We start from the raw sequence: 23,017 nt of genomic DNA, 5'->3' as shown, positions 1-23,017 counted from the left end.
TGGGAACGAGGCAGTTTAAAACCCTTGTAAACTCGGGCCTGCACGCCGATTGCACATTTATTGAGCGTGCCTTCATGCTGAACATTTGGACTTTCCAAAGTCCCATGCTTCCGCTTCAATAGCCCTTAGACCCGCCAAGGACGACGGGCCGAAAGAGGCCTCGCTCCGGCGAAGCATCCGCGAAGACAGTGACGTCGCGCGTTCTGCCGCCTTCCCATCCGATCGGTCGGGGAGGCTCCAGACGGCGGCGTTTTTTCGTTTTCCCCTTCCGCATCCCTCACCCGATCTCACCGGAGGAATGGCATGTCCGACATCTCGAAGACTGGCATCAACCGTCGACGCTTCCTTCAGGGCACGGCGGCCAGCGCGGGAACGGCAGCGCTCTTCTCGGCCATCGGCGCGAGCTTCCCGGCCGGCGCCTTCGCGCAAGGCGCGGGCCCGGAAACCACCAAGGCCATTCTCGGCTTCATCGCGCTGACCGACGCCTCGCCGCTGATCGTCGCCAAGGAAAAGGGCCTTTTCGCCAAGCACGGCATGGCGGATGTGGAGGTCGTCAAGCAGTCCTCCTGGGGCACGACGCGCGACAATCTCGTGCTCGGTTCGGCCGGCTCGGGCATCGACGGCGCGCATATCCTGACGCCCATGCCCTATCTCATGAATGCGGGAAAGATCACGCAAGGCGGCCCCATGCCCATGCAGATCCTCGCCCGCCTCAATCTCGACGGCCAGGGCATCTCGATCGCCAACGCCTTCGCCGATCTGAAGGTCGGGCTGGATGCGGGCGTTCTGCGCGAGGGCTTCGCCAAGGCCAAGGCCGCTGGCAAGCCCTCCAAGGTCGCCGTCACCTTCCCCGGTGGCACGCATGATCTCTGGATGCGCTACTGGCTGGCCGCCGCCGGCATCGACCCGAACACCGACGTTGAGACCATCGTCGTGCCGCCGCCGCAGATGGTGGCGAACCTCAAGGTCAACACGATGGACGCCTTCTGCGTGGGCGAGCCCTGGAACGAGCAGATGGTCGGCCAGAAGATCGGCTTCTCCGCGCTGACAACGGGCGAACTCTGGAACAACCATCCCGAAAAGTCGCTCGCCATGCGCGCCGACTGGGTGGCCGCTCATCCCAACAGCGCCAAGGCGCTGACCATGGCCGTTCTGGAAGCCCAGCAATGGTGCGACAAGGCCGAGAACAAGACCGAACTCGCCGAAATCGTCGGCAAGCGCGCCTGGTTCAACGTGCCGGCCAAGGACATCGTGAAGCGCCTGTCGGGCGAATACGACTACGGCAATGGCCGGCCGGTGGTCGAGAACTCGCCCCACATCATGAAATTCTGGCGGGACAACGCCTCCTACCCGTTCAAGAGCCACGACCTCTGGTTCCTGACCGAGGACCAGCGCTGGGGCTACCTGCCGGCCGACGCCGACACGAAGGCCCTGGTGGAAGCGGTCAACCGCGAGGACATCTGGCGCGCGGCGGCGAAAGACCTCGGCGTTGCCGCCAGCGACATTCCTACCGGCACCTCGCGCGGCGTCGAGACCTTCTTCGACGGCAAGAGCTTCGATCCGGCCAATCCGTCCGCCTATCTCGAAAGCCTCTCCATCAAGCGCGTCGCCTGATCCCTTCCGGGCGGCCCGCTCGACGAGGCCGCCCCTTCCTCGTTTCGCTTTGTTCCGCCCGATGGCGTGAGGGTTCCATGTCCCAGACCGTTTCCAAGCTGCCTGTCGCCAAAGCGCCCGCTCCGGCCGCCGCTGGCGCAAAGGCCGAGATCGTGGCCCTGCCGCGTCCCCGCGCGACCTTCGCGGCCGCGGCAAGCCGCCGGGGCGGCGAGATGGCCGCCAACACGCTGCCCTTTCTGGTCACGCTCGCCGTGCTGCTCGGGCTTTGGGAACTCGTCTGCTCCCAGCCCGGCGCTGCGCTTCCCGCGCCGACCCAGATCCTGTCGGACAGCTGGGACCTGATCGTCCATCCGTTCTACGTGAATTCGGGCAATGATGTCGGCCTCGGCTGGCAGATCTGGGCGAGCCTCCAGCGCGTGGCGGTGGGCTATGCGATCGCCGTCGTCGTCGGCATCTCGCTCGGCACGCTGGTCGGCCAGTCCACCCTCGCCATGCGCGGCCTCGACCCGATCTTCCAGGTTCTGCGCACCGTGCCGCCGCTCGCCTGGCTGCCGCTGTCGCTCGCCGCCTTCAAGGACGGCCAGCCCGCCGCGATCTTCGTGATCTTCATCACCGCCGTCTGGCCGATCATCATCAACACGGCAGTCGGCATCCGCAACATCCCGTCGGACTACCGCAATGTCGCGGCGGTCCTGCGCCTCAACGGGCTCGAATTCTTCGCCAAGATCATGCTGCCGGCGGCAGCCCCTTACATCTTCACCGGGCTTCGCATCGGCGTCGGCCTGTCGTGGCTGGCTATCGTCGCGGCCGAAATGCTGATCGGCGGCGTCGGCATCGGCTTCTTCATCTGGGACGCTTGGAACTCCTCCTTGATCTCCGACATCATCGTCGCGCTCGCCTATGTCGGCGTGGTCGGCTTCGTGCTCGACCGGATCGTGGCGCTCATCGGCCGCCTCGTCACCCGCGGCACCTCCGCCGCCTGACGCCCTTCCCACAAAGACCCGGAGCGAACCGCCATGACCCCCAAGCCGTTCCTGTCCATCGAAGGCGTCGACATGACCTTCAAGCGCGGCAGCGCCACGACCAATGTCCTGAAAGGCATCGACCTCACGGTCACTAAGGGCGAATATATCTCGATCATCGGCCATTCCGGCTGCGGCAAGTCCACGCTCCTCAACATCGTGGCGGGCCTCACCGTCGCCACGACCGGCGTCGTCCTCCTGGAGGACAAGGTGGTGGACCAGCCGGGGCCGGACCGGGGCGTCGTGTTCCAGAACCACTCGCTCCTGCCCTGGCTGACGGTCTACGAGAATGTCGCGCTCGCCGTGGACAAGGTGTTCTCGCGGACCAAACCGGCCACTGAGCGCCGCGAATGGGTCATGCGCAATCTGGAGCTGGTCCATATGGGCCATGCCAAGGACAAGCGCCCGAGCGAGATTTCGGGCGGCATGAAGCAGCGCGTCGGCATCGCCCGCGCGCTCGCCATGGAGCCGAAGATCCTGCTTCTGGACGAGCCCTTCGGCGCGCTGGACGCGCTGACGCGGGCCCATCTCCAGGATCAGGTCATGCAGATCCAGAACGATCTCGGCACCACGGTCATGATGATCACGCATGACGTGGACGAGGCCGTGCTCCTGTCGGACCGCATCGTCATGCTGACCAACGGCCCCTCGGCGCGCATCGGCGAAATCCTCGACGTGCCGCTCGCCCGCCCGCGCGACCGCATCAAGCTCGCCACCGACGCGACCTATCTCAAGTGCCGGCAGGCCGTGCTGAAGTTCCTGTACGAGCGCAACCGCTTCGTGGAAGCGGCCTGACGCTTGGCGGAAGCTGCCTGACGCTCAGGCGAAGCTGCGTGACGCTTCGCCGGAGCTGCGTGACGCTTCACGAAGCTGCGTGACGCTCCACGGAAGCGGCCTGACACTCTCCTGACCGCTCGGCGCGCCACCGACGCCGCGCCCGGCCCTCCATCTCACCTTTCCTTCTCGGGATGAGACTCATGACCCAGAAACTCGTCGTCGTCGGCAATGGTATGGCGCCCGGCCGCATGTTGGAACATCTCTTCGAGGCCGCCCCCGGCGCCTATGAGGTGACGATCTTCAACGCGGAGCCCCGCGTGAACTACGATCGCATCATGCTCTCGCCGGTTCTCTCGGGCGAAAAGCAGTTCGACGACATCGTGATCCATGGCGACGGCTGGTACATCAAGCACGGCGTCACCCTCTACAAGGGCCACCGGATCGTCGCGATCGACCGTCAGGCCAAGACGGTGACGTCGGACCATGGCGTGACGGAATCCTACGATCATCTCGTGATCGCGACGGGCTCGACGCCCTTCATTCCGCCCGTGCCCGGCAAGGACCTGCCCGGCGTTCTCGCCTATCGCGATCTGGACGATGTGGAGGCGATGATCCTCGCCGCGCAGTCGAGAGCCAAGGCGGTCGTCATCGGCGGCGGTCTGCTCGGCTTGGAAGCGGCGGCAGGCCTGCGCGCACAGGGGCTGGAGGTCACGGTTCTTCATCTCATGCCGACGCTGATGGAGCGCCAGCTCGATCCCGCCGCCGGCTATCTCCTCCAGCGCGCTTTGGAAAAGCGCGGCATCGAGGTGATCTGCAACGCCAACACCGAGAGCATTCTCGGCACGGACAAGGTGGAGGGCGTCCAGCTCAAGGACGGGCGCGTCATTCCCGCGACGCTGATCGTCATGGCGGTCGGCATCCGCCCCTCGGCGGGGCTGGCGAAGGAAGCGGGTCTCGCTTGTGGCCGCGGCATCCATGTGGATGACCAGCTCCTGACCTCCGACGCAAACATCTCGGCGCTCGGCGAATGCGTCGAGCTGGACGGGCGCGTCTACGGCCTCGTCGCCCCGCTCTATCAGATGGCCGAGATCGCCGCGCGCCGCCTCGCCGGCCAAGCGGGCGACGGCTTCCGCCATTCCGACACGCCGACCAAGCTCAAGGTTACCGGCATCAATCTCTATTCCGTCGGCGACTTCGCGGATGCCCCGGACCGCGAGGAGATCGTGCTGCGCGACGCGACGGCCGGCGTCTACAAGCGCCTCGTCGTCAAGGACAACAAGATCCTCGGCGCGGTTCTCTATGGCGAGACGGCGGATGGCGGCTGGTTCGCCGACCTGATGAAAAAGCAGTCCGACATCACCGAGATGCGCGACACGCTCATCTTCGGACAGAGCTATCAGGGAGGGTCCCCGCTGGACCCTATGGCGGCCGTTGCAGCCTTGGGCGATGACGCAGAGATCTGCGGCTGCAACGGCGTCTGCAAGGGCAAGATCACCGGCACCATCACGGCCAAGGGCCTGACCACGCTGGACGAAGTGCGCGCCCACACCAAGGCGTCCGCCTCCTGCGGCTCCTGCACGGGCCTCGTCGAGCAGCTGATGAGCGTGACGCTGGGGGACAAGTTCAACGCGCAGGCCGTGAAGCCCATGTGCGGCTGCACCGATCTCGGCCATGGCGATGTCCGCCGCCTGATCCAGGCCAAGGGGCTGAAGAGCATTCCGGCCGTGATGCAGGAACTGGAGTGGAAGACCTCCTGCGGCTGCGCCAAGTGCCGCCCGGCGCTGAACTATTATCTCCTCGCCGACTGGCCGGGCGAGTATCAGGACGACAAGCAGAGCCGCTTCATCAACGAGCGCGTCCACGCCAATATCCAGAAGGACGGCACCTATTCCGTCGTGCCGCGCATGTGGGGCGGCATGACCTCCTCGGCGGAGCTTCGCGCCATCGCCGATGTCGTGGACAAGTTCGCCATCCCCGCCGTGAAATGCACCGGCGGCCAGCGCATCGACATGCTGGGCGTCAAGAAGGAGGACCTGCCCGCCGTCTGGGCCGATCTCAACGCCGCCGGCATGGTGTCGGGCGCGGCCTATGCCAAGGGCCTGCGCACGGTGAAGACCTGCGTCGGCTCCGACTGGTGCCGCTTCGGCACGCAGGATTCCACCGGCCTCGGCATCCGGCTGGAAAAGTTCATGTGGGGCTCCTGGACCCCGGCCAAGCTGAAGCTCGCCGTCTCCGGCTGCCCGCGCAACTGCGCCGAGGCGACCTGCAAGGATATCGGCGTCATCTGCGTGGATTCGGGCTACGACATCCACTTTGCCGGCGCCGCCGGGCTCGACATCCACGGGACGCAGGTTCTCTGCCATGTGGACACCGAGGACGAAGCGGTCGTCGTGATCGCGGCACTGACTCAAGCGTATCGCGAGCAGGGCCATTATCTCGAGCGCATCTACAAGTGGCTGAAGCGGGTCGGCATGGCGTCGATCAAGGCCGCGATCGTGGACGATCTCGAAAAGCGCCAGCACTATTTCGAGCGCTTCGTCTACTCGCAGCAATTCGCGCAGGTCGATCCCTGGGCCGAGCGCGCGTCGAAGGGCGTCGCCGCCCACGAGTTCAAGCCCATGGCCGACATCACCCCCTTCCGCGAGGCCGCAGAATGAGCACCGTTTCCGACTGGGTGGCGATCGGCCGCCTCGACGACATTCCCCGGCGCGGCGCGCGCTGCGTCAACTCCCCGCTGGGCCGCATCGCCGTGTTCCGCACGATGGACGACAAGGTCTTCGCCACGGAAGATCGCTGCCCGCACAAGGGCGGGCCGCTCTCTCAGGGCATCGTCCATGGCGGCTCCGTCACCTGCCCCCTCCACAATCAGGTCATCGCGCTCGACACGGGCCTCGTGCAGGGGCCGGACGAGGGACAGGTGCGCACCTTCCCGGTGCGCGTCGGGGCGGAGGGCGCGCTGGAACTCCTGATCGAGCGGGCGAGCGCCTACGCGATGGCGGCGGAGTAACTCCTCATGGAAGCCCTGCGAGCGCCCCAGGCCACACGCACCACCTGCCCCTATTGCGGCGTCGGCTGCGGCGTGCTCGCAAGCCCCAAGCCCGACGGCACGATCGCCATCTCGGGCGACCCGGAGCACCCCGCCAATTTCGGCCGGCTCTGCTCCAAGGGCTCGGCGCTGGCCGAAACGCTGATCCCCGACCGCCGGCTGCTCCACCCGGAAATCGCGGGGAGCCGCGTGTCCTGGGACGCGGCGCTGGATCATGTGGCTGATCGTTTTGCCGAGACGATCAGGCGCAAGGGCCCGGACTCCGTCGCCTTCTATGTTTCCGGCCAGATCCTGACCGAGGATTATTACGTCGCCAACAAGCTGATGAAGGGCTTCATCGGCTCGGCCAATATCGACACCAATTCCCGCCTCTGCATGTCCTCCTCGGTCGCCGGCCATGTCAGGGCCTTCGGCTCGGACACGGTGCCGAACACCTATGAAGACCTCGAGGCGGCCGACCTTCTCGTTCTCGTCGGCTCCAATCTCGCCTGGTGCCACCCGGTCCTGTTCCAGCGCTTGCTGGCGGCCAAGGCCGCGCGGCCGTCGATGAAGCTCGTCACGATCGACCCGCGCCGCACCGTCACGGCGGCGGAAAGCGACCTGCACCTGCCGATCCGCTCGGACGGCGACACGGCCTTGTTTCTGGGGCTCCTCGCGCATCTGAGCGCGGCCGGGCGGATCGACCGGGCCTTCGTGGAAGCGCACACGCAAGGCTTCGACGCCGCGCTCCAAGCCGCCCTGCCCTATCGCGATCTGACGCGCCTTGCCGCCGAGACGGGGCTGGATCAGCCGGCGCTCCAGCGCTTCTTCGCGCTGTTTGCCGAGACCGAGCGCACCGTCACCGTCTATAGCCAGGGCGTCAACCAGTCGGCCGGGGGCACGGACAAGGTCAACGCGATCCTGAACTGTCATCTCGCGACCGGCCGGATCGGACGCGAGGGCTGCGGTCCCTTCTCCGTCACCGGCCAGCCCAACGCCATGGGCGGGCGCGAGGTCGGTGGGCTCGCCAACCAGCTTGCCGCGCATATGGCGATCGGCAATCCCACGCATGAAGACATCGTCGGCCGCTTCTGGAACGCACCCGCTTTGCCGGCTAAGCCCGGGTTGAAAGCAGTCGATCTCTTCCGCGCCGTGCATGACGGACGCGTCGAAGCCATCTGGATCATGGGCACCAATCCGGTGGACTCGCTGCCCGAAGCCGACCTCGTGCGGCAGGCCTTGGAGCGCTGCCCCTTGGTGGTCGTGTCGGACGTGGTTCGTGACACCGACACCGTTCCTTATGCCCATGTCCTCCTGCCCTCCGTCGCCTGGGGCGAGAAGGCGGGAACGGTCACGAATTCCGAGCGCCGCATTTCCCGCCAGCGCGCTTTCCTCCCCGCACCCGGCGAAGCCAAGCCCGACTGGTGGCAGATGGCCGAGGTCGGGCGGCGCATGGGGCATGAGGCGGCCTTCGCCTTCGACGGGCCGGCCGCGATCTTCCGCGAACATGCTGCGCTCTCGGCCTTCGAGAACGAGGGTATCAGGGACTTCGAGCTGTCCGGCCTCGCAACGCTGGATGAGCCGGCTTACGAGGCACTGTCGCCTGTGCAATGGCCCGTCGCGGCCGATGGCGCGTCGAAGCCGCGCTTCTTCGCGGACGGCCGCTTCTTCACCCCGGACGGCAAGGCGCGCTTCCTCCCCGTCGCGCCGGCCGCCGCGCCCGCGACCTCGCCGGAGCGCCCTTTCGTGCTCAACACCGGGCGCATTCGCGACCAGTGGCACACGATGACCCGCACCGGCCGCTCGGCGCGCCTGTCGGCCCATCTCGCCGAGCCCTTCTGCGAGTTGCACCCCGAAGACGCTGCGCGTCTTTCCATCTCCGAAGCCGATCTGGTCACAGTCGAAACCGACCATGGCACCGTGATCCTGCGCGCGCTTCTGACCGAGCGCGTGCGCCCCGGCACGCTGTTCGCCCCCATGCACTGGACGGAGCAGTTCTCCGGCGCGGCGCGTATCAACGCCCTCGTGCCCGGCCGCACGGACCCCGTGTCCGGCCAGCCGGCCTCGAAGGCCGCGCCCGCCGCGCTCCGCCGCTTCGACGCGGCGTGGCATGGGTTCGCCGTCTCGCTTGCCGAGCCGGTCCCCGCTGGCAGCGCCTATTGGGCGCGCGCGCGGGCCGATGGCGGCTGGCGCATGGAACTCGCCGGCACGGCAAAGCTGGAGAACACCGAGGCTTTCGCGCGCGAGCTTCTCGGCCTTCCCGAGGCGGCCGAGCTTCTGCATTATGCCGACCGAGCGGGGCATCACCGCTTCGCCGCCTTCGAGGACGGGCGCTTTCTCGGCGCCCTCTGGCTGTCGCCCGAGCCTGTGGCCGTGTCCCGCGCCTATGCCGTCTCGTGCCTGTCGGGCGCGCCGATGGAATCGGCCACGCGCTTCCGGCTTCTGGCCGGGCGGCCGGGCGCCGACAGGCCCGATCCCGGCGCGCTCGTCTGCTCTTGTTTTGGCGTCGGCGCCAACGACATCAGGCGGGCGATCCGCGAAAAGGGCTGCACGAGTGTTTCGGCCATCGGCCGGGACTTGAAGGCCGGGACGAATTGTGGCTCCTGCCGTACGGAACTCCAGGGATTGATCGATGCCGAGCGCGTTCTCGAACTCCGCTGACGACACCGCCGCCGCTGCTCGCACGCGCCCGCAGCGCATGGGCGAGCTTGCGACGCTCCCGGTCTTCTTCGACCTGAAGGGCAAGCGCGTCGCCATGGTGGGCGGCTCGGACGGCGCGGCCTGGAAGGCGGAACTCCTGGCGGCCTCCGGCGCCCATGTCGATCTCTATTGCGAAGCCGAGCATCTCACCGAGGAGATGCGCACCGTTCTCGCCCTGTCCTTCGCGGACGGCGCGATCCGGCATCACGACCGGCCCTGGGCGCTGGATTGTTTCGAGGGCGCGGCCCTCGCTGTGGCGGACTGCGAAAGCGAGTCGGAGGCGCAGAGCTTCTATTGCGCGGCGAAGGGCGCGGGCGTTCCTGTCAACGTCATCGACAAGCCGGATTTCTGCCAGTTCCGCTTTGGCACGATCGTCAACCGCTCGCCGGTCGTGGTCGGCATTTCCACCGACGGCGCGGCCCCGATCCTCGGCCAGGCCATTCGCCGGCGCATCGAAACGCTTCTGCCCGCAACGCTCACCGGCTGGGCCAGGCTCGCCGCCAAGGTGCGCGCCGAGGTGATGGACCGGCTCCAGCCCGGTCCGGCGCGCCGCGCCTTCTGGGAGCGTTTCTCCGACGAGGCCTTCACCCGCAAGGCGCCGGACGACGTGGCCGAGGCCGATGCGCGCCGCTTCGTGCGCGATCTCGTCAGCCGCCCGCAGGCCGGCGGGCGCGTGACGCTGGTCGGCGCCGGCCCCGGCGAGGCCGAGCTTCTGACGCTCAAAGCCGTGCGCGCGCTCCAGGCCGCCGACGTCATCCTGTTCGACGATCTCGTCTCGGACGACATCCTGGAACTCGCCCGCCGCGAGGCCAAGCGCATGCTGGTCGGCAAGCGCGCCAGCCGCGACTCGTGCCGGCAGGAAGACATCAACCGGATGATGGTGCAGTTCGCCAGAGCCGGTAAGCATGTCGTGCGCCTGAAGTCGGGCGACGTGTCGGTCTTCGGCCGCTCGGGCGAGGAAATCGCCGAACTGAAGCGCGAGGGCATTCCGGTCGCGATCGTGCCGGGCATCACGGCGGCGTCCGCGCTCGCCGCCGGCTTCGGCGTCTCGCTGACACACCGCGACCGCGCGCAGCAGGTGCGCTTCGTCACCGGCCATTCGCAGAAGGGCGGGTTGCCTGATGATCTCGACTGGCAGGCGCTCGCCGACGATCACGCCACGACGATCTTCTACATGGGCGGGCGCATGGCCCCGCGCATCGCCGCTGAGCTGATCGGCCACGGGCTGCCGGCCGAGACGCCGGTCGCCGTCGCCGCCTCCATCTCGCGGCCCGAGGAAGCGCGGCTCGTCGGCACGCTGGCGACGCTCGCCGAGATCGTCGGGCGCATCGGCATCGAGCGGCCGATCCTGATCGGCGTCGGCCGCGTCTTCGCCGATTGCGAGCCGGAAAGCCTCGCCGGCTTCGAGCCGGAGCGCGACCGGGGGGCTGGCGAAATCTCGCGCCTTCAGGCAAAGGCCTCCTGAACCGGGCGAGCCCCATTCCGCCCGGATGGGAGGAATCGGACGATGACGGAACGCTCCACGCTGGCTGGCCTGACCGACGCGCTCTTGAGCGAGGACGGCGAGCGCCGGCGCATCGTCGCGATCGCCGGCTCGCCGGGCTCGGGCAAGTCCACCACGGCCGAGTCGCTGAAGGAGCGCCTCAACGCGCGCCGGCCGGGCGTCGCCGACATTCTGCCCATGGATGGCTATCACCTCGATGATCTGGTGCTGAACGCGCGCGGTCATCGCCCGCGCAAGGGCGCGCCGCACACGTTCGATCTCGACGGGTTCCGCGCCATGCTGGAACGCCTGCGCGCGGACGACGGGCGCGAGGTCGCCGTCCCCGTGTTCGACCGCTCCATCGAGATCGCGCGGGCCGGCGCGCGCATCATCGCGCCGGACGTGCGCATCATCCTCGCCGAGGGCAATTATCTTCTGCTGGACGAGCCCGGCTGGCGGGATCTGGGCGCCCTTTTCGACCTGACGATCATGATCGAGGCGAGCGAGGACGTGTTGATCGAGCGCCTGACGCAGCGCTGGCTCGGCTATGATTACACGCCGGACGCGCTGGTCGAGAAGCTCGAAGGCAACGATCTGCCGAACATGCGCCTCGTGCTGTCGAACAGCCGCCCGGCCGACATCGCCATCCGCAGCGACGGCGCGGCCTGACCTCAGGCCCCGCCGATCCAGAGCGCGAGCACGATCCAGAGCGGCAGCGTGACGATCGACAGCGCCGAGGACGCGACGAGGACGCCGCCCGCTTCTTCCGCGCCCTCGCGATAGACCGCCGACAGGATCGTGCCGACGAAGCCGGCGGGAATGGCCATGGCGATGATCGCCCGCGCTTCGAGATGCGCCGGCAGATGCAGCGCCAGACAGGCGATAAGCGCGACTGCGGGCTGCACGATGTTGGAGGCGAGCGCGCCGAGCATCACGGGCCGCGTCGGGCGAAGGCGCTGCGTCGAGAGAATGACACCCGTCAGGAACAGGCCGGCCCCGGCGGTCGACTGCGCGAGGGGGCGCAGGGCCGAGACGAAGAGGTCCGGGAAGGGCAGGTCGAGAAAGGCCACCACGAAGCCGAGCGTCGGAACGATCGTCATCGGCTTCAGGAGCGCGGCCGAGACGGCGCGCAGCGGATGCCCCCCGCCCTGCATTTCCAGCCGCACGAAGCAGGCGAGGATCACCGTCAGCGTGCCGACGAGATTGGCGACGGCGAGCGAAACGGCCGCCTCGGAGCCCTCCAGCGACTGGAACAGCGCAAGGCCGATGCCGCCGAGATTGGGCATGCCGGCCGTCAGCGAGTAGAGCGCGGCGGTGACGGGCGAGAAGCCGGCGCGGCTCGCGGTGTAAAGCGCGATGGCGAAACCCGACAGAAGCGCGGCGGCATAGGCCACGGTCGGCACGAGTTCGGGCGCGAGCAGATGGCGCGGCGCGGTGACGATGGCCAGAAACAGCGACACGGGCAGCGCGAACTTGGCGATGAAGGCGCCGAGCATGTCGGTGCCATGCGGATTGACCCAGTGCCGCTTGCCCGACACGAAGCCGAGCCCCAGCATGAAGAAGACCGGCGTCAGCACGGAAACGAGCGTCTGGATCATCGGGGCATGTCGCTTGGAGGCAGGAACGAACGGCAAAGGCCGGCGGGGGCACCGCCGGCCTTTCGCAGGTTTGGGGAGCGATGGAAAGGGACGGGCGCGAGGCCGGAAGCCTCGGCTCGTTCAGCCGGCAAGACCCTGCGCGTCGAGGCGAGGCTCTTGGTGCACGCCACCCATCCGCCGGCGGTCCGGGGTCGAGGCAGGACCGCCGATGCCTTTTCGCACCGGCGGTCCCTCCTCCCGAAAGCTCGGGATTATTTCATCACAGGCATGGAGAATTCCGCGCCCGACTTGATGCCTGACGGCCAGCGGCTGGTGATCGTCTTGGTGCGGGTCCAGAACTTGATCGAATCCGGGCCGTGCTGGTTGAGATCGCCGAAGGAGGAGCGCTTCCAGCCGCCGAAGGAATGGTAGGCGAGCGGCGTCGGGATCGGCACGTTGATGCCGATCATGCCGATCGGCACGCGCGAGGCGAAGTCGCGGGCCGCATCGCCGTCCCGCGTGAAGATGGCGACGCCATTGCCGTATTCATGCTGGGTCGGCAGCGACAGCGCTTCTTCGTAGTCCTTGGCGCGCACGACCGAGAGAACCGGGCCGAAGATCTCTTCCTTGTAGATGTCCATCTCGGGCGTGACATGGTCGAACAGGCAGGCGCCGACGAAGAACCCGTCCTCATAGCCCTGCATGGTGAAGCCGCGCCCGTCCACGGCGAGCGTCGCGCCCTCGGCCACGCCCTTTTCCACGAGGCCGAGAATTTTCTGCTGCGAGGCCTTGGTGACGACCGGGCCGAAATCGGCCGAGCTGTCGGTATAGGGGCCGATCTTCAGCGCCTCGACCTTGGGGATCAGCTTCTCGACCAGTGCATTGGCCGTCGCCTCGCCGACCGGCACCGCCACCGAGATCGCCATGCAGCGCTCGCCGGCCGAGCCGTAGCCCGCGCCGATCAGGGCGTCCGCCGCCTGATCGAGATCGGCGTCGGGCATGATGATCATGTGGTTCTTGGCGCCGCCGAAGCACTGGGCGCGCTTGCCGCGCGCCGTCGCGCCGGCATAGACATAGGCTGCGATCGGCGTCGAGCCGACGAAGGAGACGGCCCCGATCTCGGGATGCTCCAGAATGCCGTCCACCGCGTCCTTGTCGCCGTTGACGACCTGAAGCACGCCCTTGGGCAGGCCGGCTTCCATCATGAGTTCGGCCAGACGCATCGGCAGGGACGGGTCGCGCTCGGAGGGCTTCAGGATGAAGGCGTTGCCGCAGGCGATGGCCGGCGCGAACATCCACATCGGGATCATGCCCGGGAAGTTGAAGGGCGTGATGCCCGCGCCGATGCCGACCGGCTGGCGGATCGAATACATGTCGATGCCGGGGCCGGCCCCTTCGGTGAACTCGCCCTTGGCCAGGTGCGGAATGCCGATCACGAACTCGCAGACTTCGAGGCCGCGCACGATGTCGCCCTTGGAATCCTCGACCGTCTTGCCGTGCTCGGAGGAGAGAAGCTCGGCGAGCTCCTGCATGTTGGCGTTGAGAAGCTCCACGAACTTGATGAAGACGCGGGCGCGGCGCTGCGGGTTGACCGCCGCCCACTTCACCTGCGCGGCGCGCGCGGCGTCCACCGCCTGCTGCAGCTCTTCGCGGCTCGCCAGCGCGACGCGCGCCGTGACCTGACCCGTCGCCGGGTTGAAGACGTCGGCCGTGCGGCCCGACGTGCCGGCGACGCGCGCGCCGTCGATGAAGTGACCGATCTCGTTCATGGCTTCTCTCCCTTTGTCTGGAGAGGAGAGAGCCGCAGCGCGGACTTGAAATCAAGCAGATCCTATGCGCACCCGTTGTGCGCCAATTGAAGCCCTGGAGTCACCGGACATGAACTGGGACGATGTGCGCGTGTTTCTCGCCGTCGCGCGGGCGGGGCAGATTCTGGCGGCCTCGCGCCGGCTGGGCTTGAACCATGCCACCGTCGGGCGCCGGCTCGACGCGCTGGAGGCCGCGCTCGGCGCCAAGCTCTTCGACCGGCGGCCGAACGGCTGCGAGACGACGCGCGAGGGCGCGAGCTTTCTCGCCGCCGCCGAGCGCATGGAAGCGGAGATGCTGGGGGCGCGGGCGAGCCTCGGCCAGCCGGAAACGCAGCTGTCCGGCACGGTGCGGATCGGCGCGCCGGACGGGTTCGGCACGGCCTTCCTCGCCCCGCGCCTCGGCGCGCTGGCCGAGCGGCATCCGGCGCTGACCGTGCAGCTCGTGCCCGTGCCGCGCGCCTTCTCGATCTCGCGGCGCGAAGCCGATATCGCGATCACCGTGGAGCGGCCCTCGCAGGGGCGGCTCGTGGCGCGCCGGCTCGTGTCCTACGCGCTCGGCCTTTATGGCGCTGGCGCCTATCTCGACCGGTTCGGGCGCCCCGGCAGCGTCGCGGAGCTGCGCGCCCATCGCCTCGTCGGCCATGTGGACGATCTCGTCTACAGCCCGTCGCTGCACTATGCCGGCGAAATCCTGCCGGACTGGCAGAGCCGGGTCGAGATTTCCTCCGCGCTCGGGCAGTTGGAAGCCGTCGCGGCGGGCGCGGGGATCGGCATTCTCCACGCCTTCATGGCCGGCGGGCGGCCGGGGCTGGAGCGGGTCCTGCCCGACTGCGAGATCCGGCGCGAATATTGGCTGGTGACGCACGAGACCTCGCGCGAGCTGACGCGCATCCGCGCGGTCGCCGACTTCATCGCCGAGCTCGTTCAAGGCGAGCGCGCGCTGTTCGGCTGACGTTTCCCCCCAAACGAAAACGGCCGGCCGGGCACCCTGCCCGGCCGGCCGTTTTCGAGAGGAGAGACGAGCGCCCGTCAGAACAGGAAATCGTCGAGATCGTCGCTCGCGGGTGCGGGGGCCGCCATGGCGGAGGGCGGCAGGCCGACGCCGCGGAACGAGGCCTCGAAGATCGCGCGCTCCTCGGCCATCGTGTACTGCGTGGCCAGAAGGCTGTGCAGGCGCAGCGCGTCCTCGGGCGAGATCGGCTCGTCCGGCAGACCTTCCAGCATCACCTGAAGCTGGCCGATCGTGCGGCGCATCAGGGCGCAGCCTTCGACATGGGGCGTCATCAGGCTGGCGATGGTGCGGATGCGCTCGTCGAGCCCGCGCGCATTGGTGGCCGCGTCGCGCAGGCGCTCCATGCAGGCCGCCTCGATGCGCGAGAGAATGTCGGTCGCGGTGACGAAGCGCTCGGCGATCCAGGTCTCGGCCTCGGCGATGCGCGGCAGGATCGTGTCTTCCAGCTCGCGCGTCGCCGACACGGCCATCTCGATGCCTTCGCGCACAAGATCGGCCTGGGACTTGGCGACGGTCGCCTGCTCGCGGATTTCGCGGGCGATATAGCCGATCGTCTCGTCGCCCGAGTCCACATGGGCGGCGCGCACGGCGGCGTTGAAGCCGGCCAGACGCAGCGTGTGTTCCAGCGAGGCGAGTTCGTCGGTCATCGCGATCAGCGGGCCGGCGGCCTCGACGCATTCGTGGAGCGAGGCGTCGAGCTGGCGCCGGTCGGCCTCGCCGCGCTCGAAGCGCTCGCGCACCTTCACCGCTTCCGCTTCCAGGACGGCGATGGCGCTCTTGCCGCCCTTGCCGCTCTCGTCCGAGAAGAGCGAGGACAGGATGCGGTCGCTTTCCACGATCTCGCCGGCGAGAACGTCGAGATTGGCGTGAACCTCGCCCATCTTCGTCTCGTAGAGCTCGGTCAGGCTGGTGAGCTGGGCGATCTCGAGCTCCACGATCCGGCGGATCGCCAGAAGCCGCGACTTGCCTTCCATCGGCGCGCTGTCGGGGGTGAGGACGCCGGTCTCGGCCAGAACGAAGAGCCGCTCCAGATTGGTCAGCGTGTGTTCCAGGCGCTGGCGCGCGATGTCGTGGAACTGGAGGCCCATGACGAGGCCGCCGACCGCGTCGCGGATCACCGAGAAGGAGCGATGGGCCGCTTCGCGCGTCGTGGACGCGGCGTCGCGCTCCTGCGACAGGCGGCGGTTGAGCGAGCGGAACTGGAAGGCCAGACTCGCCTCGCCCACGAGCGCCCGGCCGCCGACGCGCGCGTCGATCGTGCGGCTTTCGGCGATATGGCCCTGAACCGTGCGAACGCGGGCGTCGAGCGCGCGGGCCACCGTCTGGCCCGAGCCGACGAGTTCGTGGACATGTTCGGTGAAGGGCACGAGCACGTCGCGCGCCTGCGTCATGCCCTCGACATGGGTGCGCGCGACGAGCACGACATAGTCGAGAAGGCGGAACACGAGCGCGACGGCCGAGGCGCCCTCGGCGGCGGTCACGACGCCCTCCGACAGGACGCGCAGGATGCGCGAGCGCTCGCCGGCCAGCGTTTCGAGCTGCGTCGCGGTGGACGCGGCTTCGGCGAGCAGCGTCTCGACGCGGTCGCCCTCGTCCGAGGCGACGGCCTCAGTCGACTGGCGGATCGAGTCGCGCACCGTTCCGATGCGGCGGTGAAGCGTCTGAAGATCGTTGCCGGCGCCCAGATACACGGCCTCCGACGAGACGTTCCACTGGTGGACATCAGCCAGAAGCTCGCGCAGCGGGCCGGTCTGCCGGTCGTTCAGCATGGAAGGGTCCGCGGGGGCGGAGACGGAAAGAGCAGCGGAGCGAGCCATTGCGGGATCACCGGACCTGGGCGGCGCGGGCCGCCGAACGAAGGGGCTGATCGTGGCCGAAGCGCACGATCTCGGTCGGGATGCGGTCGAGCGGCAGTTCCTGCTCCACGGCGCCCGCCTTCATGGCTTCCTTGGGCATGCCGTAGACGATGCAGGTCGCCTCGTCCTGGCCGATCGTGTGCGCGCCGGTCTGGCGCAGTTCCAGAAGGCCCTTGGCGCCGTCGTCGCCCATGCCCGTCATGATGATGCCGAGCGCGTTGGCGCCGGCCGAGCGGGCGGCGGAGCGGAACAGGACGTCCACCGAGGGGCGGTGACGCGTGACGAGCGGCCCGTCGCGCACTTCGACATGATACTGCGCGCCGGAGCGCTGGAGGAGAAGATGCTGGTTGCCCGGCGCGATCAGCGCGAGGCCCGGCATGAGGCGATCGCCCGTCACCGCCTCGCGGACCTCGATCTGGCACAGGCCGTCGAGGCGCTTGGCGAAGGCGGAGGTGAAGCCGGCGGGCATGTGCTGGACGATGGCGATGCCCGGCGCGTCGGCGGGCAGCGCTTCCAGGATGCGGCGCAGCGCCTCGGTTCCGCCCGTGGAGGCGCCGATCACCACGACCTTGTCGGTGGTGCGGTCGATCGGGCGGCCGTTGGAGGGCGGCAGAACCGCGTCGGCGGTCAGCTTGGCCTGGGGGGTGATCGCGGCGGCCGGCGGCTTGCGGGCGCGCACCGTGGCGTGCGAGGCGGCGCGCACGGCGTCGGCGATGCGGGTGCGCGATTCCATGAGGAATTGCGGCGTGCCCATCTTGGGCTTGGCGATGATCTCGACCGCGCCCGCTTCCAGCGCCTGAAGCGCCATCTTGGAGCCGGCCTCGGCGAGCGAGGAGCAGATCACGACCGGGATCGGGCGCTGGCTCATCAGCTTCTGGACGAAGGTGATGCCGTCCATGCGCGGCATCTCGATGTCGCAGATGATGACGTCGGGCACCTCGTCGCGCATCCGCTCGGCGGCGAAATAGGGGTTGGAGGCCGTTCCGAGCACTTCCATGTCGGGCTCGGCCGCGACGATCTCGGACAGGACCTGACGGACGCTCGCGCTGTCGTCCACGATGAGGACGCGAATAGGCTTCATGGCGATCAGTCCTCCAGACGCTGATAGATGTTGCCGCGAACGAGGCGCAGCGGCAGGCTGCCCGATCGTGTCGTATCGGAATGGCCGAGGAACAGGAGCCCGCCCGGGCGAAGGTGGCGGCAGAGCTTCGCCACCACGGCTTCCTGCGTCTTCGGCTCGAAATAGATGAGCACGTTGCGAAGGAAGATGACGTCCATCTTCGACTTCACGTGATACTCGTTGTGCATGAGGTTGAGCTGGCCGAACTGGACGCGCTGGCGCAGCTCGGGCGCCATGCGCACGGCCTCGCTGTTCGGGTCCTTGGAGCGCAGCACGTAGCGGTCGCGCAGCGCCTGCGGCACGCTCGCCACGTCCTCGGCGCGGTAGATCGCCTCGCGCGCGGCCGTCAGGACCTTCACCGAGATGTCGGTCGCCAGGATGTTCCAGTCCCAGCGCGTCGCCCCTTCCGAGGCGGCGTCCAGAACCATGGCGAGCGTGTAGACCTCCTGCCCCGAGGAGCAGGCCGCGCTCCAGGCGCGCAGCTGGCGCGTCCCGGCATTGGCCACGAGCCGGTCGAGTTCGGCCGCGTCCAGATAGTCGAAATGGGTTCGTTCCCGAAAGAACGAGGTCTCGTTCGTGACGACCGTGTCGACGAAGCCCTGAAGCTCGCGGCCCCGTTCGGTCGGCGAGCGCAGAAGCGCGACATAGTCGTCGAAATTGTCGAGGCCATTGGCATGGAGGCGGCGGCGCAGCCGCGTTTCCAGCATGGTCTTCTTCACGGACGAGAGCGTGATGCCGCAATGTTCGTGGACGAGGCGGACAAGGGCTTCGAAAGCCTTGTCGCCGAGTTCCACGCGGGTCCATTGGGGGATCGCCTCGGGCGCCGGATCTGCGTAGGTGGAGGAGCGAGCGGCGCCTTGCATCGGATCAGGCCGCCTCTGCCTTGAGGAGCGCGCGGTCGCTCGCGCCGAAAAGCTTCTCGACCTTCAGAAGGGTGAGGAAGGACTCGCCCCGCCGTCCGAGCCCCTGCACGAACTCGTTGCTCCAGGCCTCGCCCACATGCGGCGGCGCTTCGAGCGTCTGGTCCGACAGGTCGGCCACTTCGTGAACCGCGTCCGCGATCACGGCGAGCGTGTGGAGATGCTCGTCGAGTTCGAACTCCAGGACCACGATGCGGGTTTCGGCGCCGACCTCGCGCGTTTCGCTCGCCGGCATGGCGAGACGACGCTTGAGATCCACCACCGGAACGCCGACGCCGCGCACGTCGATCATGCCGAGCAGGCTTTCCGGCGCGTTGGCCATGCGCTGGATCGGCTTGTAGTCGAGCACTTCGCGGACCTGGCGCACATTGACGGCGAAGGCGGCGGAGCCGAGCTGGAACGTCAGCATCTCGTTGTTGCTGTCGGCCTCCTCGTCTTCGGCGCGGGAGGAGTGGAAGGGCGTGTTCATGCTCTCATCCTGTGAAGTCGGCTCGGCGGAGCGAAAGGGGAAGGGCGGCGCGGAAGCGGGTCCGGATCAGGCGTCCTCGAGGAGCTGCTCGACATCCAGCAGCACGACGAAGCGACCGTCCTGGCGCACCACGCCGTCGAGATAGCGGCTCGGCCAGCGCGTGCCGTATTCGGGCATGGCTTCCACCTCGCCGGGGCGAACGTGGATGACCTCGAACACCGCGTCGGTCTTGATGCCGACATGGAAGGTCTCGCCGGCGGCGGCGACCTCGGACACGATCAACCGGGTCGATTCGGTGTCCTCGGTCGGCTCCATGCCGAAGCGGTTGCGAAGGTCGATGAGCGGCAGGACATTGCCGCGCACGTTGACGAGGCCCGGCGCGAAGGCCGGCGCGTTGGGCACCCGCGTCATCGCGGGCGGGTCGAGAACCTCGTGCACCAGCGCCACCTTGATGCCGAACAGGTCCTCGCCGAGAGCGACGGTCAGGTAGTCCTGCAGGGAGGGATCGGCGGATTCTGCGATCTGCGACATGGGAGGCTCCGTCAGGCGGCGATGCGGTCGGCGCGGGGCTGGCCCACGAACCGTGCAAGGGGGTTCACGTCGAGAATGAGGGCGACCGCGCCGTCACCCAGGATCGTCGCGCCGACGAGGCCCGGCGTCTTGGCGTGGAGCGGCGAGAGCGGCTTGATCACCGTCTGGTGCTGGCCCACCACCTGATCCACCACGACGCCGAGCTTGCCGGCCTCGCTTTCGGTGACCACCACGATGGCGCCGCGCTCAGCCGTGCCGAACACTTCGTTCATCCACAGGAGCGGGACGAGCGTGCCACGGATGTCCACGAAGTTGCGGCCGCCCGAGGCGCGGGTTTCCACCGCCGCCAGTTCCACGCATTCCTCGACGCTGGTGAGCGGCAGGATGCACTGGGCGTCGCCGATGGCGACCTGGAGCCCGTCGATGATGGCGAGCGTCAGCGGCAGGCGCAGCATGAAGCGCGTCCCCTCGCCGGGGCGCGTGTCGATCTCGATCGTGCCGTGCAGCTCGGTGATGGTGCGGCGCACCACGTCCATTCCGACGCCGCGGCCCGACAGGTTGGACACGGCGGCCGCCGTGGACAGGCCCGGATGGAAGATCAGCTCGTCGATCTCGCGATCGGGCGGCGTCACGCCCTCCGGCACGACACCGGCGGCCTGCGCCTTTTCCAGGATGCGGGCGCGGTTGAGACCGGCGCCGTCGTCCTCGATCGTGATGACGACCTCGGTGCCGGCCTGGCGGGCCGACAGGCGCAGGAGACCGCGCTTGGGCTTGCCGGCCGCCTCGCGGCGCTCGGCCGACTCGATGCCGTGGTCGCAGCTGTTGCGGATGATGTGGACCATGGGATCGCCGAGGCGGTCGAGCACGGTCTTGTCGAGTTCGGTTTCCTCGCCGGAGAACTGGAGGTCGATGTCCTTGCCGAGATCGGAGGAGATGTCGCGCACGACGCGGCGATAGCGGCCGAACAGCGTTTCGATCGGCACCATGCGCATGCCCATGGCCGAGTCGCGCAGGTCCGAGGACAGGCGCTCGATTTCCTCGGCCACCGTGGTGAGAACCGGGTCGTGGCGGTTGCGGGCGAGCGCCGACAGGCGGGCCTGGGCGATCACGAGTTCGCCGACCTGATCGAGCAGCATGTCGAGGCGCGAGGCGGAGACGCGGACATTGGCTTCCGCAGCGGCGGCCTTGCCCTCGCCCGGCGCTTCGGCCTTGGCGGGCGCCTTGGCGGCGACGGGCGCTTCGCTCTTGGGCGCCGGCGCTGCGGGAGCGGCAACCGGAGCGGAAGCGACGGGCGCGGCGGCCACGGGCGCGGCGGCGACCGGAGCCGGCGCGGCAACCGGGGCGGGCGCGGCTTCGGCGGCGAGTTCCTCGATGCGAACCGCGTCCGGGCCGTCCACGAAGATGAACACGTCGTCGATCGCCGAGCGGCCGCGCGAGGTCGCCAGTTCCATGTCCCAGGCCATGTGCAGATCGGTCGGGACGAGCTCTTCGAGCACCGGCACGCCCGATGTGTCGGCCACGACGCTGAGCGTGCCGAGATCGCGCAGCTCGTCGATCAGCGCCAAGGGATTGGTGCCGAAGGCCAGCGCGCTGCGCTCGAGCGACATGCGGATGCGGAAGCGCTGGAGCGTTTCCGCGACAGCGGCCTGCATCGCCGGCTGGGCGGCGCCCGAGGCGGCTGCGACGGGCGCCGCGGCGCCGTCGGCGACTTCGGCCAGAAGCGCGTCCGCCAGGCGGCGGCTTTCGGCGGAATGGTCGCCGTCGCTTTCGAACAGGAGCTTGCGGATCTGGTCGGCCGACTGGAGAAGCAGGCTGACAAGGGCGGGCGTGACCGGGGCCTTGTCCTGGCGCACCTTCTCGAAGGCGTTTTCCAGCTCATGGGCGAAGGCCGCCATGGCGGGCGGGCCGAACATGCCGCCCGAACCCTTCAGCGTGTGAAGAGCCCGGAAGGTCGTGTTGATGAGTTCGCGGTCGTTCGGCCGCGTTTCCAAGTCGAGCAGCGCCGCTTCGAGCTGTTCCAGAAGATCACGCGCTTCGTTGAGGAAGACTTCGAGCATATCGCCGCCCATGGACGTCAGGCTCCGATCAGCTTGTTGACGACGGCGACGAGCTTGGTCTGATCGAAAGGCTTGACGATCCAGCCGGTGGCGCCGGCCGCCTTGCCTTCCTGCTTCTTGCCCTCGTCGGACTCGGTGGTCAGCATGACGATCGGCACGCCGGCGTGCTGCGGCATCTCACGGACCTTCTTGATCATGCCGATCCCGTCGAGATTGGGCATGTTCAGGTCGGTGATGATGAGCTGATACTTGTTCTGATCCAGCTTGGTCAGGGCATCGGCACCGTCCACCGCCGTGTCGGGCGCGTAGCCGGCGCTTTCGAGCGTGAACGACACCATCTGACGGATGCTGGCGGAGTCATCGACGCAAAGTACGGACTTTGTCACGGACTGCACCTTTCTGATTTCGGGGATTGAACGTTCGGGAGGAAGGGAAGGAAGAAAAAGGAAGCCGCGCGGTCCCTGGTGTCCGGGGCGATCAGCGCCCGGGCACCGGAGCGCCGGCGCTCTGGAACAGCTGCTCGACCGTCTCGGACAGGACGAGCGTCAGCTCGCGCCCCTTGGCGGCCAGCGAGGCGCGAAAGCTCGCGACCAGCTGAACGAGGCCGATATCGGCGCGATCCACGGCCTTGAGATCGAGATGCACGGGCCCTTCGGGATTCCGCTCGGCGAAATCGAGAAGTTCGGCGCGCACATCCACGAGACGGGACAGCTCGCAGGCGCCGGACAGGGCGATTGTGTTGGAAGAAGAAGACATCGCGACTTGGCCTCGCTTTCGGACCAGTTCAAAATGTCGAAAACAGATTGCGCAGCCGTTAAGCGACCCAGCTCTTCGATGCGGAATGCTTTCAGAGTCAACGAAAGCTTTTCTTCTCCCTACGACCACCCATTCAAAGCAACCGCCGCCAGCAATCCTTTCGAAAGGATGACCTTCCCCGACCGGAACACCCAAGCATCGGATGGTTGCTGGGGACGCAAGAAAGATGAACGATTTCTTGCCGAAATCAGGCAAGTGCAATTCAACACAATCTTATAGGTTGGCCGATA

The 23,017-nt window shown here is 68.0% G+C and carries 19 protein-coding genes; 9 read left to right on the top strand and 10 right to left on the bottom strand.

Going from position 1 to position 23,017, the window contains the following annotated elements; translation table 11 throughout:
* Positions 1 to 303 precede the first annotated feature (303 nt).
* From B146_RS0103635 to B146_RS0103600, 8 genes are all read left to right on the top strand, one after another.
* On the top strand, positions 304 to 1,614 hold the full coding sequence (locus B146_RS0103635; RefSeq protein WP_019995058.1) for a CmpA/NrtA family ABC transporter substrate-binding protein: 1,311 nt from the start codon (positions 304 to 306) through the stop codon (positions 1,612 to 1,614).
* Positions 1,615 to 1,691: 77 nt separating this feature from the next.
* A complete protein-coding gene (gene ntrB / locus B146_RS0103630; RefSeq protein WP_019995057.1) occupies positions 1,692 to 2,597 on the top strand; it encodes a nitrate ABC transporter permease in 906 nt (301 codons plus the stop codon).
* 33 nt (positions 2,598 to 2,630) lie between these two features.
* A complete protein-coding gene (locus B146_RS0103625; RefSeq protein WP_019995056.1) occupies positions 2,631 to 3,431 on the top strand; it encodes an ABC transporter ATP-binding protein in 801 nt (266 codons plus the stop codon).
* Between the two features lie 182 nt (positions 3,432 to 3,613).
* Positions 3,614 to 6,070: a nitrite reductase large subunit NirB gene (gene nirB, locus B146_RS0103620; protein ID WP_019995055.1), complete on the top strand. Its 2,457-nt coding sequence runs from the start codon at positions 3,614 to 3,616 to the stop codon at positions 6,068 to 6,070.
* Positions 6,067 to 6,420 carry a nitrite reductase small subunit NirD gene (gene nirD, locus B146_RS0103615; RefSeq protein WP_019995054.1) on the top strand — a complete coding sequence of 118 codons (354 nt, stop codon included), beginning with the start codon at positions 6,067 to 6,069 and terminating at the stop codon, positions 6,418 to 6,420. Before nirB ends, nirD begins: the two co-directional genes overlap by 4 nt.
* A 6-nt stretch (positions 6,421 to 6,426) precedes the next feature.
* Positions 6,427 to 9,099 (top strand): nitrate reductase, encoded by a 2,673-nt coding sequence (locus B146_RS0103610; RefSeq protein WP_019995053.1) that lies wholly within the window; start codon positions 6,427 to 6,429, stop codon positions 9,097 to 9,099.
* The gene (gene cysG / locus B146_RS24955; protein WP_019995052.1) at positions 9,071 to 10,603 is read left to right on the top strand and encodes a siroheme synthase CysG; all 1,533 of its coding nucleotides are present in this window, start codon (positions 9,071 to 9,073) and stop codon (positions 10,601 to 10,603) included. The genes B146_RS0103610 and cysG overlap by 29 nt, the downstream gene beginning before the upstream one ends.
* Positions 10,604 to 10,645: 42 nt before the next feature.
* Entirely contained in the window at positions 10,646 to 11,290 is a 645-nt protein-coding gene (locus tag B146_RS0103600; RefSeq protein ID WP_019995051.1) for a nucleoside triphosphate hydrolase, read from the top strand.
* Positions 11,291 to 11,292: 2 nt separating this feature from the next.
* Here B146_RS0103600 and B146_RS0103595 read toward each other — a convergent pair whose 3' ends face one another.
* Both B146_RS0103595 and B146_RS0103590 read right to left on the bottom strand, forming a co-directional pair.
* Entirely contained in the window at positions 11,293 to 12,219 is a 927-nt protein-coding gene (locus tag B146_RS0103595) for an AEC family transporter (protein ID WP_019995050.1), read from the bottom strand.
* 251 nt (positions 12,220 to 12,470) lie between these two features.
* A complete protein-coding gene (locus tag B146_RS0103590) occupies positions 12,471 to 13,967 on the bottom strand; it encodes a CoA-acylating methylmalonate-semialdehyde dehydrogenase (protein ID WP_019995049.1) in 1,497 nt (498 codons plus the stop codon).
* A 109-nt stretch (positions 13,968 to 14,076) separates the two neighbouring features.
* Between B146_RS0103590 and B146_RS0103585 the strand changes: the two genes are divergently transcribed.
* The gene (locus tag B146_RS0103585) at positions 14,077 to 14,958 is read left to right on the top strand and encodes a LysR family transcriptional regulator (protein WP_019995048.1); all 882 of its coding nucleotides are present in this window, start codon (positions 14,077 to 14,079) and stop codon (positions 14,956 to 14,958) included.
* A gap of 77 nt (positions 14,959 to 15,035) precedes the next feature.
* Here the strand turns inward: B146_RS0103585 and B146_RS0103580 are convergent, their stop codons facing one another.
* The 8 genes from B146_RS0103580 to B146_RS0103545 form a co-directional block, all read right to left on the bottom strand.
* Positions 15,036 to 16,787: a hypothetical protein gene (locus B146_RS0103580; protein WP_019995047.1), complete on the bottom strand. Its 1,752-nt coding sequence runs from the start codon at positions 16,785 to 16,787 to the stop codon at positions 15,036 to 15,038.
* A gap of 55 nt (positions 16,788 to 16,842) precedes the next feature.
* The gene (locus tag B146_RS24950) at positions 16,843 to 17,955 is read right to left on the bottom strand and encodes a protein-glutamate methylesterase/protein-glutamine glutaminase (protein ID WP_019995046.1); all 1,113 of its coding nucleotides are present in this window, start codon (positions 17,953 to 17,955) and stop codon (positions 16,843 to 16,845) included.
* A 5-nt stretch (positions 17,956 to 17,960) separates the two neighbouring features.
* Positions 17,961 to 18,857: a CheR family methyltransferase gene (locus B146_RS0103570; protein ID WP_019995045.1), complete on the bottom strand. Its 897-nt coding sequence runs from the start codon at positions 18,855 to 18,857 to the stop codon at positions 17,961 to 17,963.
* A gap of 4 nt (positions 18,858 to 18,861) precedes the next feature.
* Positions 18,862 to 19,383, bottom strand: coding sequence for a chemotaxis protein CheW (locus tag B146_RS24945; RefSeq protein WP_019995044.1), 522 nt, complete (start codon positions 19,381 to 19,383; stop codon positions 18,862 to 18,864).
* 66 nt (positions 19,384 to 19,449) lie between these two features.
* The gene (locus tag B146_RS24940; RefSeq protein WP_019995043.1) at positions 19,450 to 19,914 is read right to left on the bottom strand and encodes a chemotaxis protein CheW; all 465 of its coding nucleotides are present in this window, start codon (positions 19,912 to 19,914) and stop codon (positions 19,450 to 19,452) included.
* 11 nt (positions 19,915 to 19,925) lie between these two features.
* Complete coding sequence (locus B146_RS24935) at positions 19,926 to 21,983, bottom strand: chemotaxis protein CheA (protein ID WP_019995042.1); 2,058 nt, start codon at positions 21,981 to 21,983, stop codon at positions 19,926 to 19,928.
* 5 nt (positions 21,984 to 21,988) lie between these two features.
* Positions 21,989 to 22,357: a response regulator gene (locus B146_RS0103550; RefSeq protein ID WP_026358289.1), complete on the bottom strand. Its 369-nt coding sequence runs from the start codon at positions 22,355 to 22,357 to the stop codon at positions 21,989 to 21,991.
* Between the two features lie 91 nt (positions 22,358 to 22,448).
* A complete protein-coding gene (locus tag B146_RS0103545) occupies positions 22,449 to 22,727 on the bottom strand; it encodes an STAS domain-containing protein (RefSeq protein ID WP_019995040.1) in 279 nt (92 codons plus the stop codon).
* Between the last annotated feature and the right edge of the window lie 290 nt (positions 22,728 to 23,017).

This window comes from Aureimonas ureilytica DSM 18598 = NBRC 106430, assembly GCF_000382705.1.
Classification (GTDB): Bacteria; Pseudomonadota; Alphaproteobacteria; order Rhizobiales; family Rhizobiaceae; genus Aureimonas; species Aureimonas ureilytica.
The sequence above is the reverse complement of the archived record's forward strand: the minus strand, read 5'-3'. Positions and strand labels throughout refer to the sequence as shown.

Excerpts from the sequence above, each read along its gene's own strand:
- B146_RS0103635 (WP_019995058.1), top strand. The coding sequence starts at position 304 with ATGTCCGACATCTCGAAGACTGGCATCAACCGTCGACGCTTCCTTCAG.
- ntrB (WP_019995057.1), top strand. The coding sequence starts at position 1,692 with ATGTCCCAGACCGTTTCCAAGCTGCCTGTCGCCAAAGCGCCCGCTCCG.
- B146_RS0103625 (WP_019995056.1), top strand. The coding sequence starts at position 2,631 with ATGACCCCCAAGCCGTTCCTGTCCATCGAAGGCGTCGACATGACCTTC.
- nirB (WP_019995055.1), top strand. The coding sequence starts at position 3,614 with ATGACCCAGAAACTCGTCGTCGTCGGCAATGGTATGGCGCCCGGCCGC.
- nirD (WP_019995054.1), top strand. The coding sequence starts at position 6,067 with ATGAGCACCGTTTCCGACTGGGTGGCGATCGGCCGCCTCGACGACATT.
- B146_RS0103610 (WP_019995053.1), top strand. The coding sequence starts at position 6,427 with ATGGAAGCCCTGCGAGCGCCCCAGGCCACACGCACCACCTGCCCCTAT.
- cysG (WP_019995052.1), top strand. The coding sequence starts at position 9,071 with ATGCCGAGCGCGTTCTCGAACTCCGCTGACGACACCGCCGCCGCTGCT.
- B146_RS0103600 (WP_019995051.1), top strand. The coding sequence starts at position 10,646 with ATGACGGAACGCTCCACGCTGGCTGGCCTGACCGACGCGCTCTTGAGC.
- B146_RS0103595 (WP_019995050.1), bottom strand. The coding sequence starts at position 12,219 with ATGATCCAGACGCTCGTTTCCGTGCTGACGCCGGTCTTCTTCATGCTG.
- B146_RS0103590 (WP_019995049.1), bottom strand. The coding sequence starts at position 13,967 with ATGAACGAGATCGGTCACTTCATCGACGGCGCGCGCGTCGCCGGCACG.
- B146_RS0103585 (WP_019995048.1), top strand. The coding sequence starts at position 14,077 with ATGAACTGGGACGATGTGCGCGTGTTTCTCGCCGTCGCGCGGGCGGGG.
- B146_RS0103580 (WP_019995047.1), bottom strand. The coding sequence starts at position 16,787 with ATGCTGAACGACCGGCAGACCGGCCCGCTGCGCGAGCTTCTGGCTGAT.
- B146_RS24950 (WP_019995046.1), bottom strand. The coding sequence starts at position 17,955 with ATGAAGCCTATTCGCGTCCTCATCGTGGACGACAGCGCGAGCGTCCGT.
- B146_RS0103570 (WP_019995045.1), bottom strand. The coding sequence starts at position 18,857 with ATGCAAGGCGCCGCTCGCTCCTCCACCTACGCAGATCCGGCGCCCGAG.
- B146_RS24945 (WP_019995044.1), bottom strand. The coding sequence starts at position 19,383 with ATGAACACGCCCTTCCACTCCTCCCGCGCCGAAGACGAGGAGGCCGAC.
- B146_RS24940 (WP_019995043.1), bottom strand. The coding sequence starts at position 19,914 with ATGTCGCAGATCGCAGAATCCGCCGATCCCTCCCTGCAGGACTACCTG.
- B146_RS24935 (WP_019995042.1), bottom strand. The coding sequence starts at position 21,983 with ATGGGCGGCGATATGCTCGAAGTCTTCCTCAACGAAGCGCGTGATCTT.
- B146_RS0103545 (WP_019995040.1), bottom strand. The coding sequence starts at position 22,727 with ATGTCTTCTTCTTCCAACACAATCGCCCTGTCCGGCGCCTGCGAGCTG.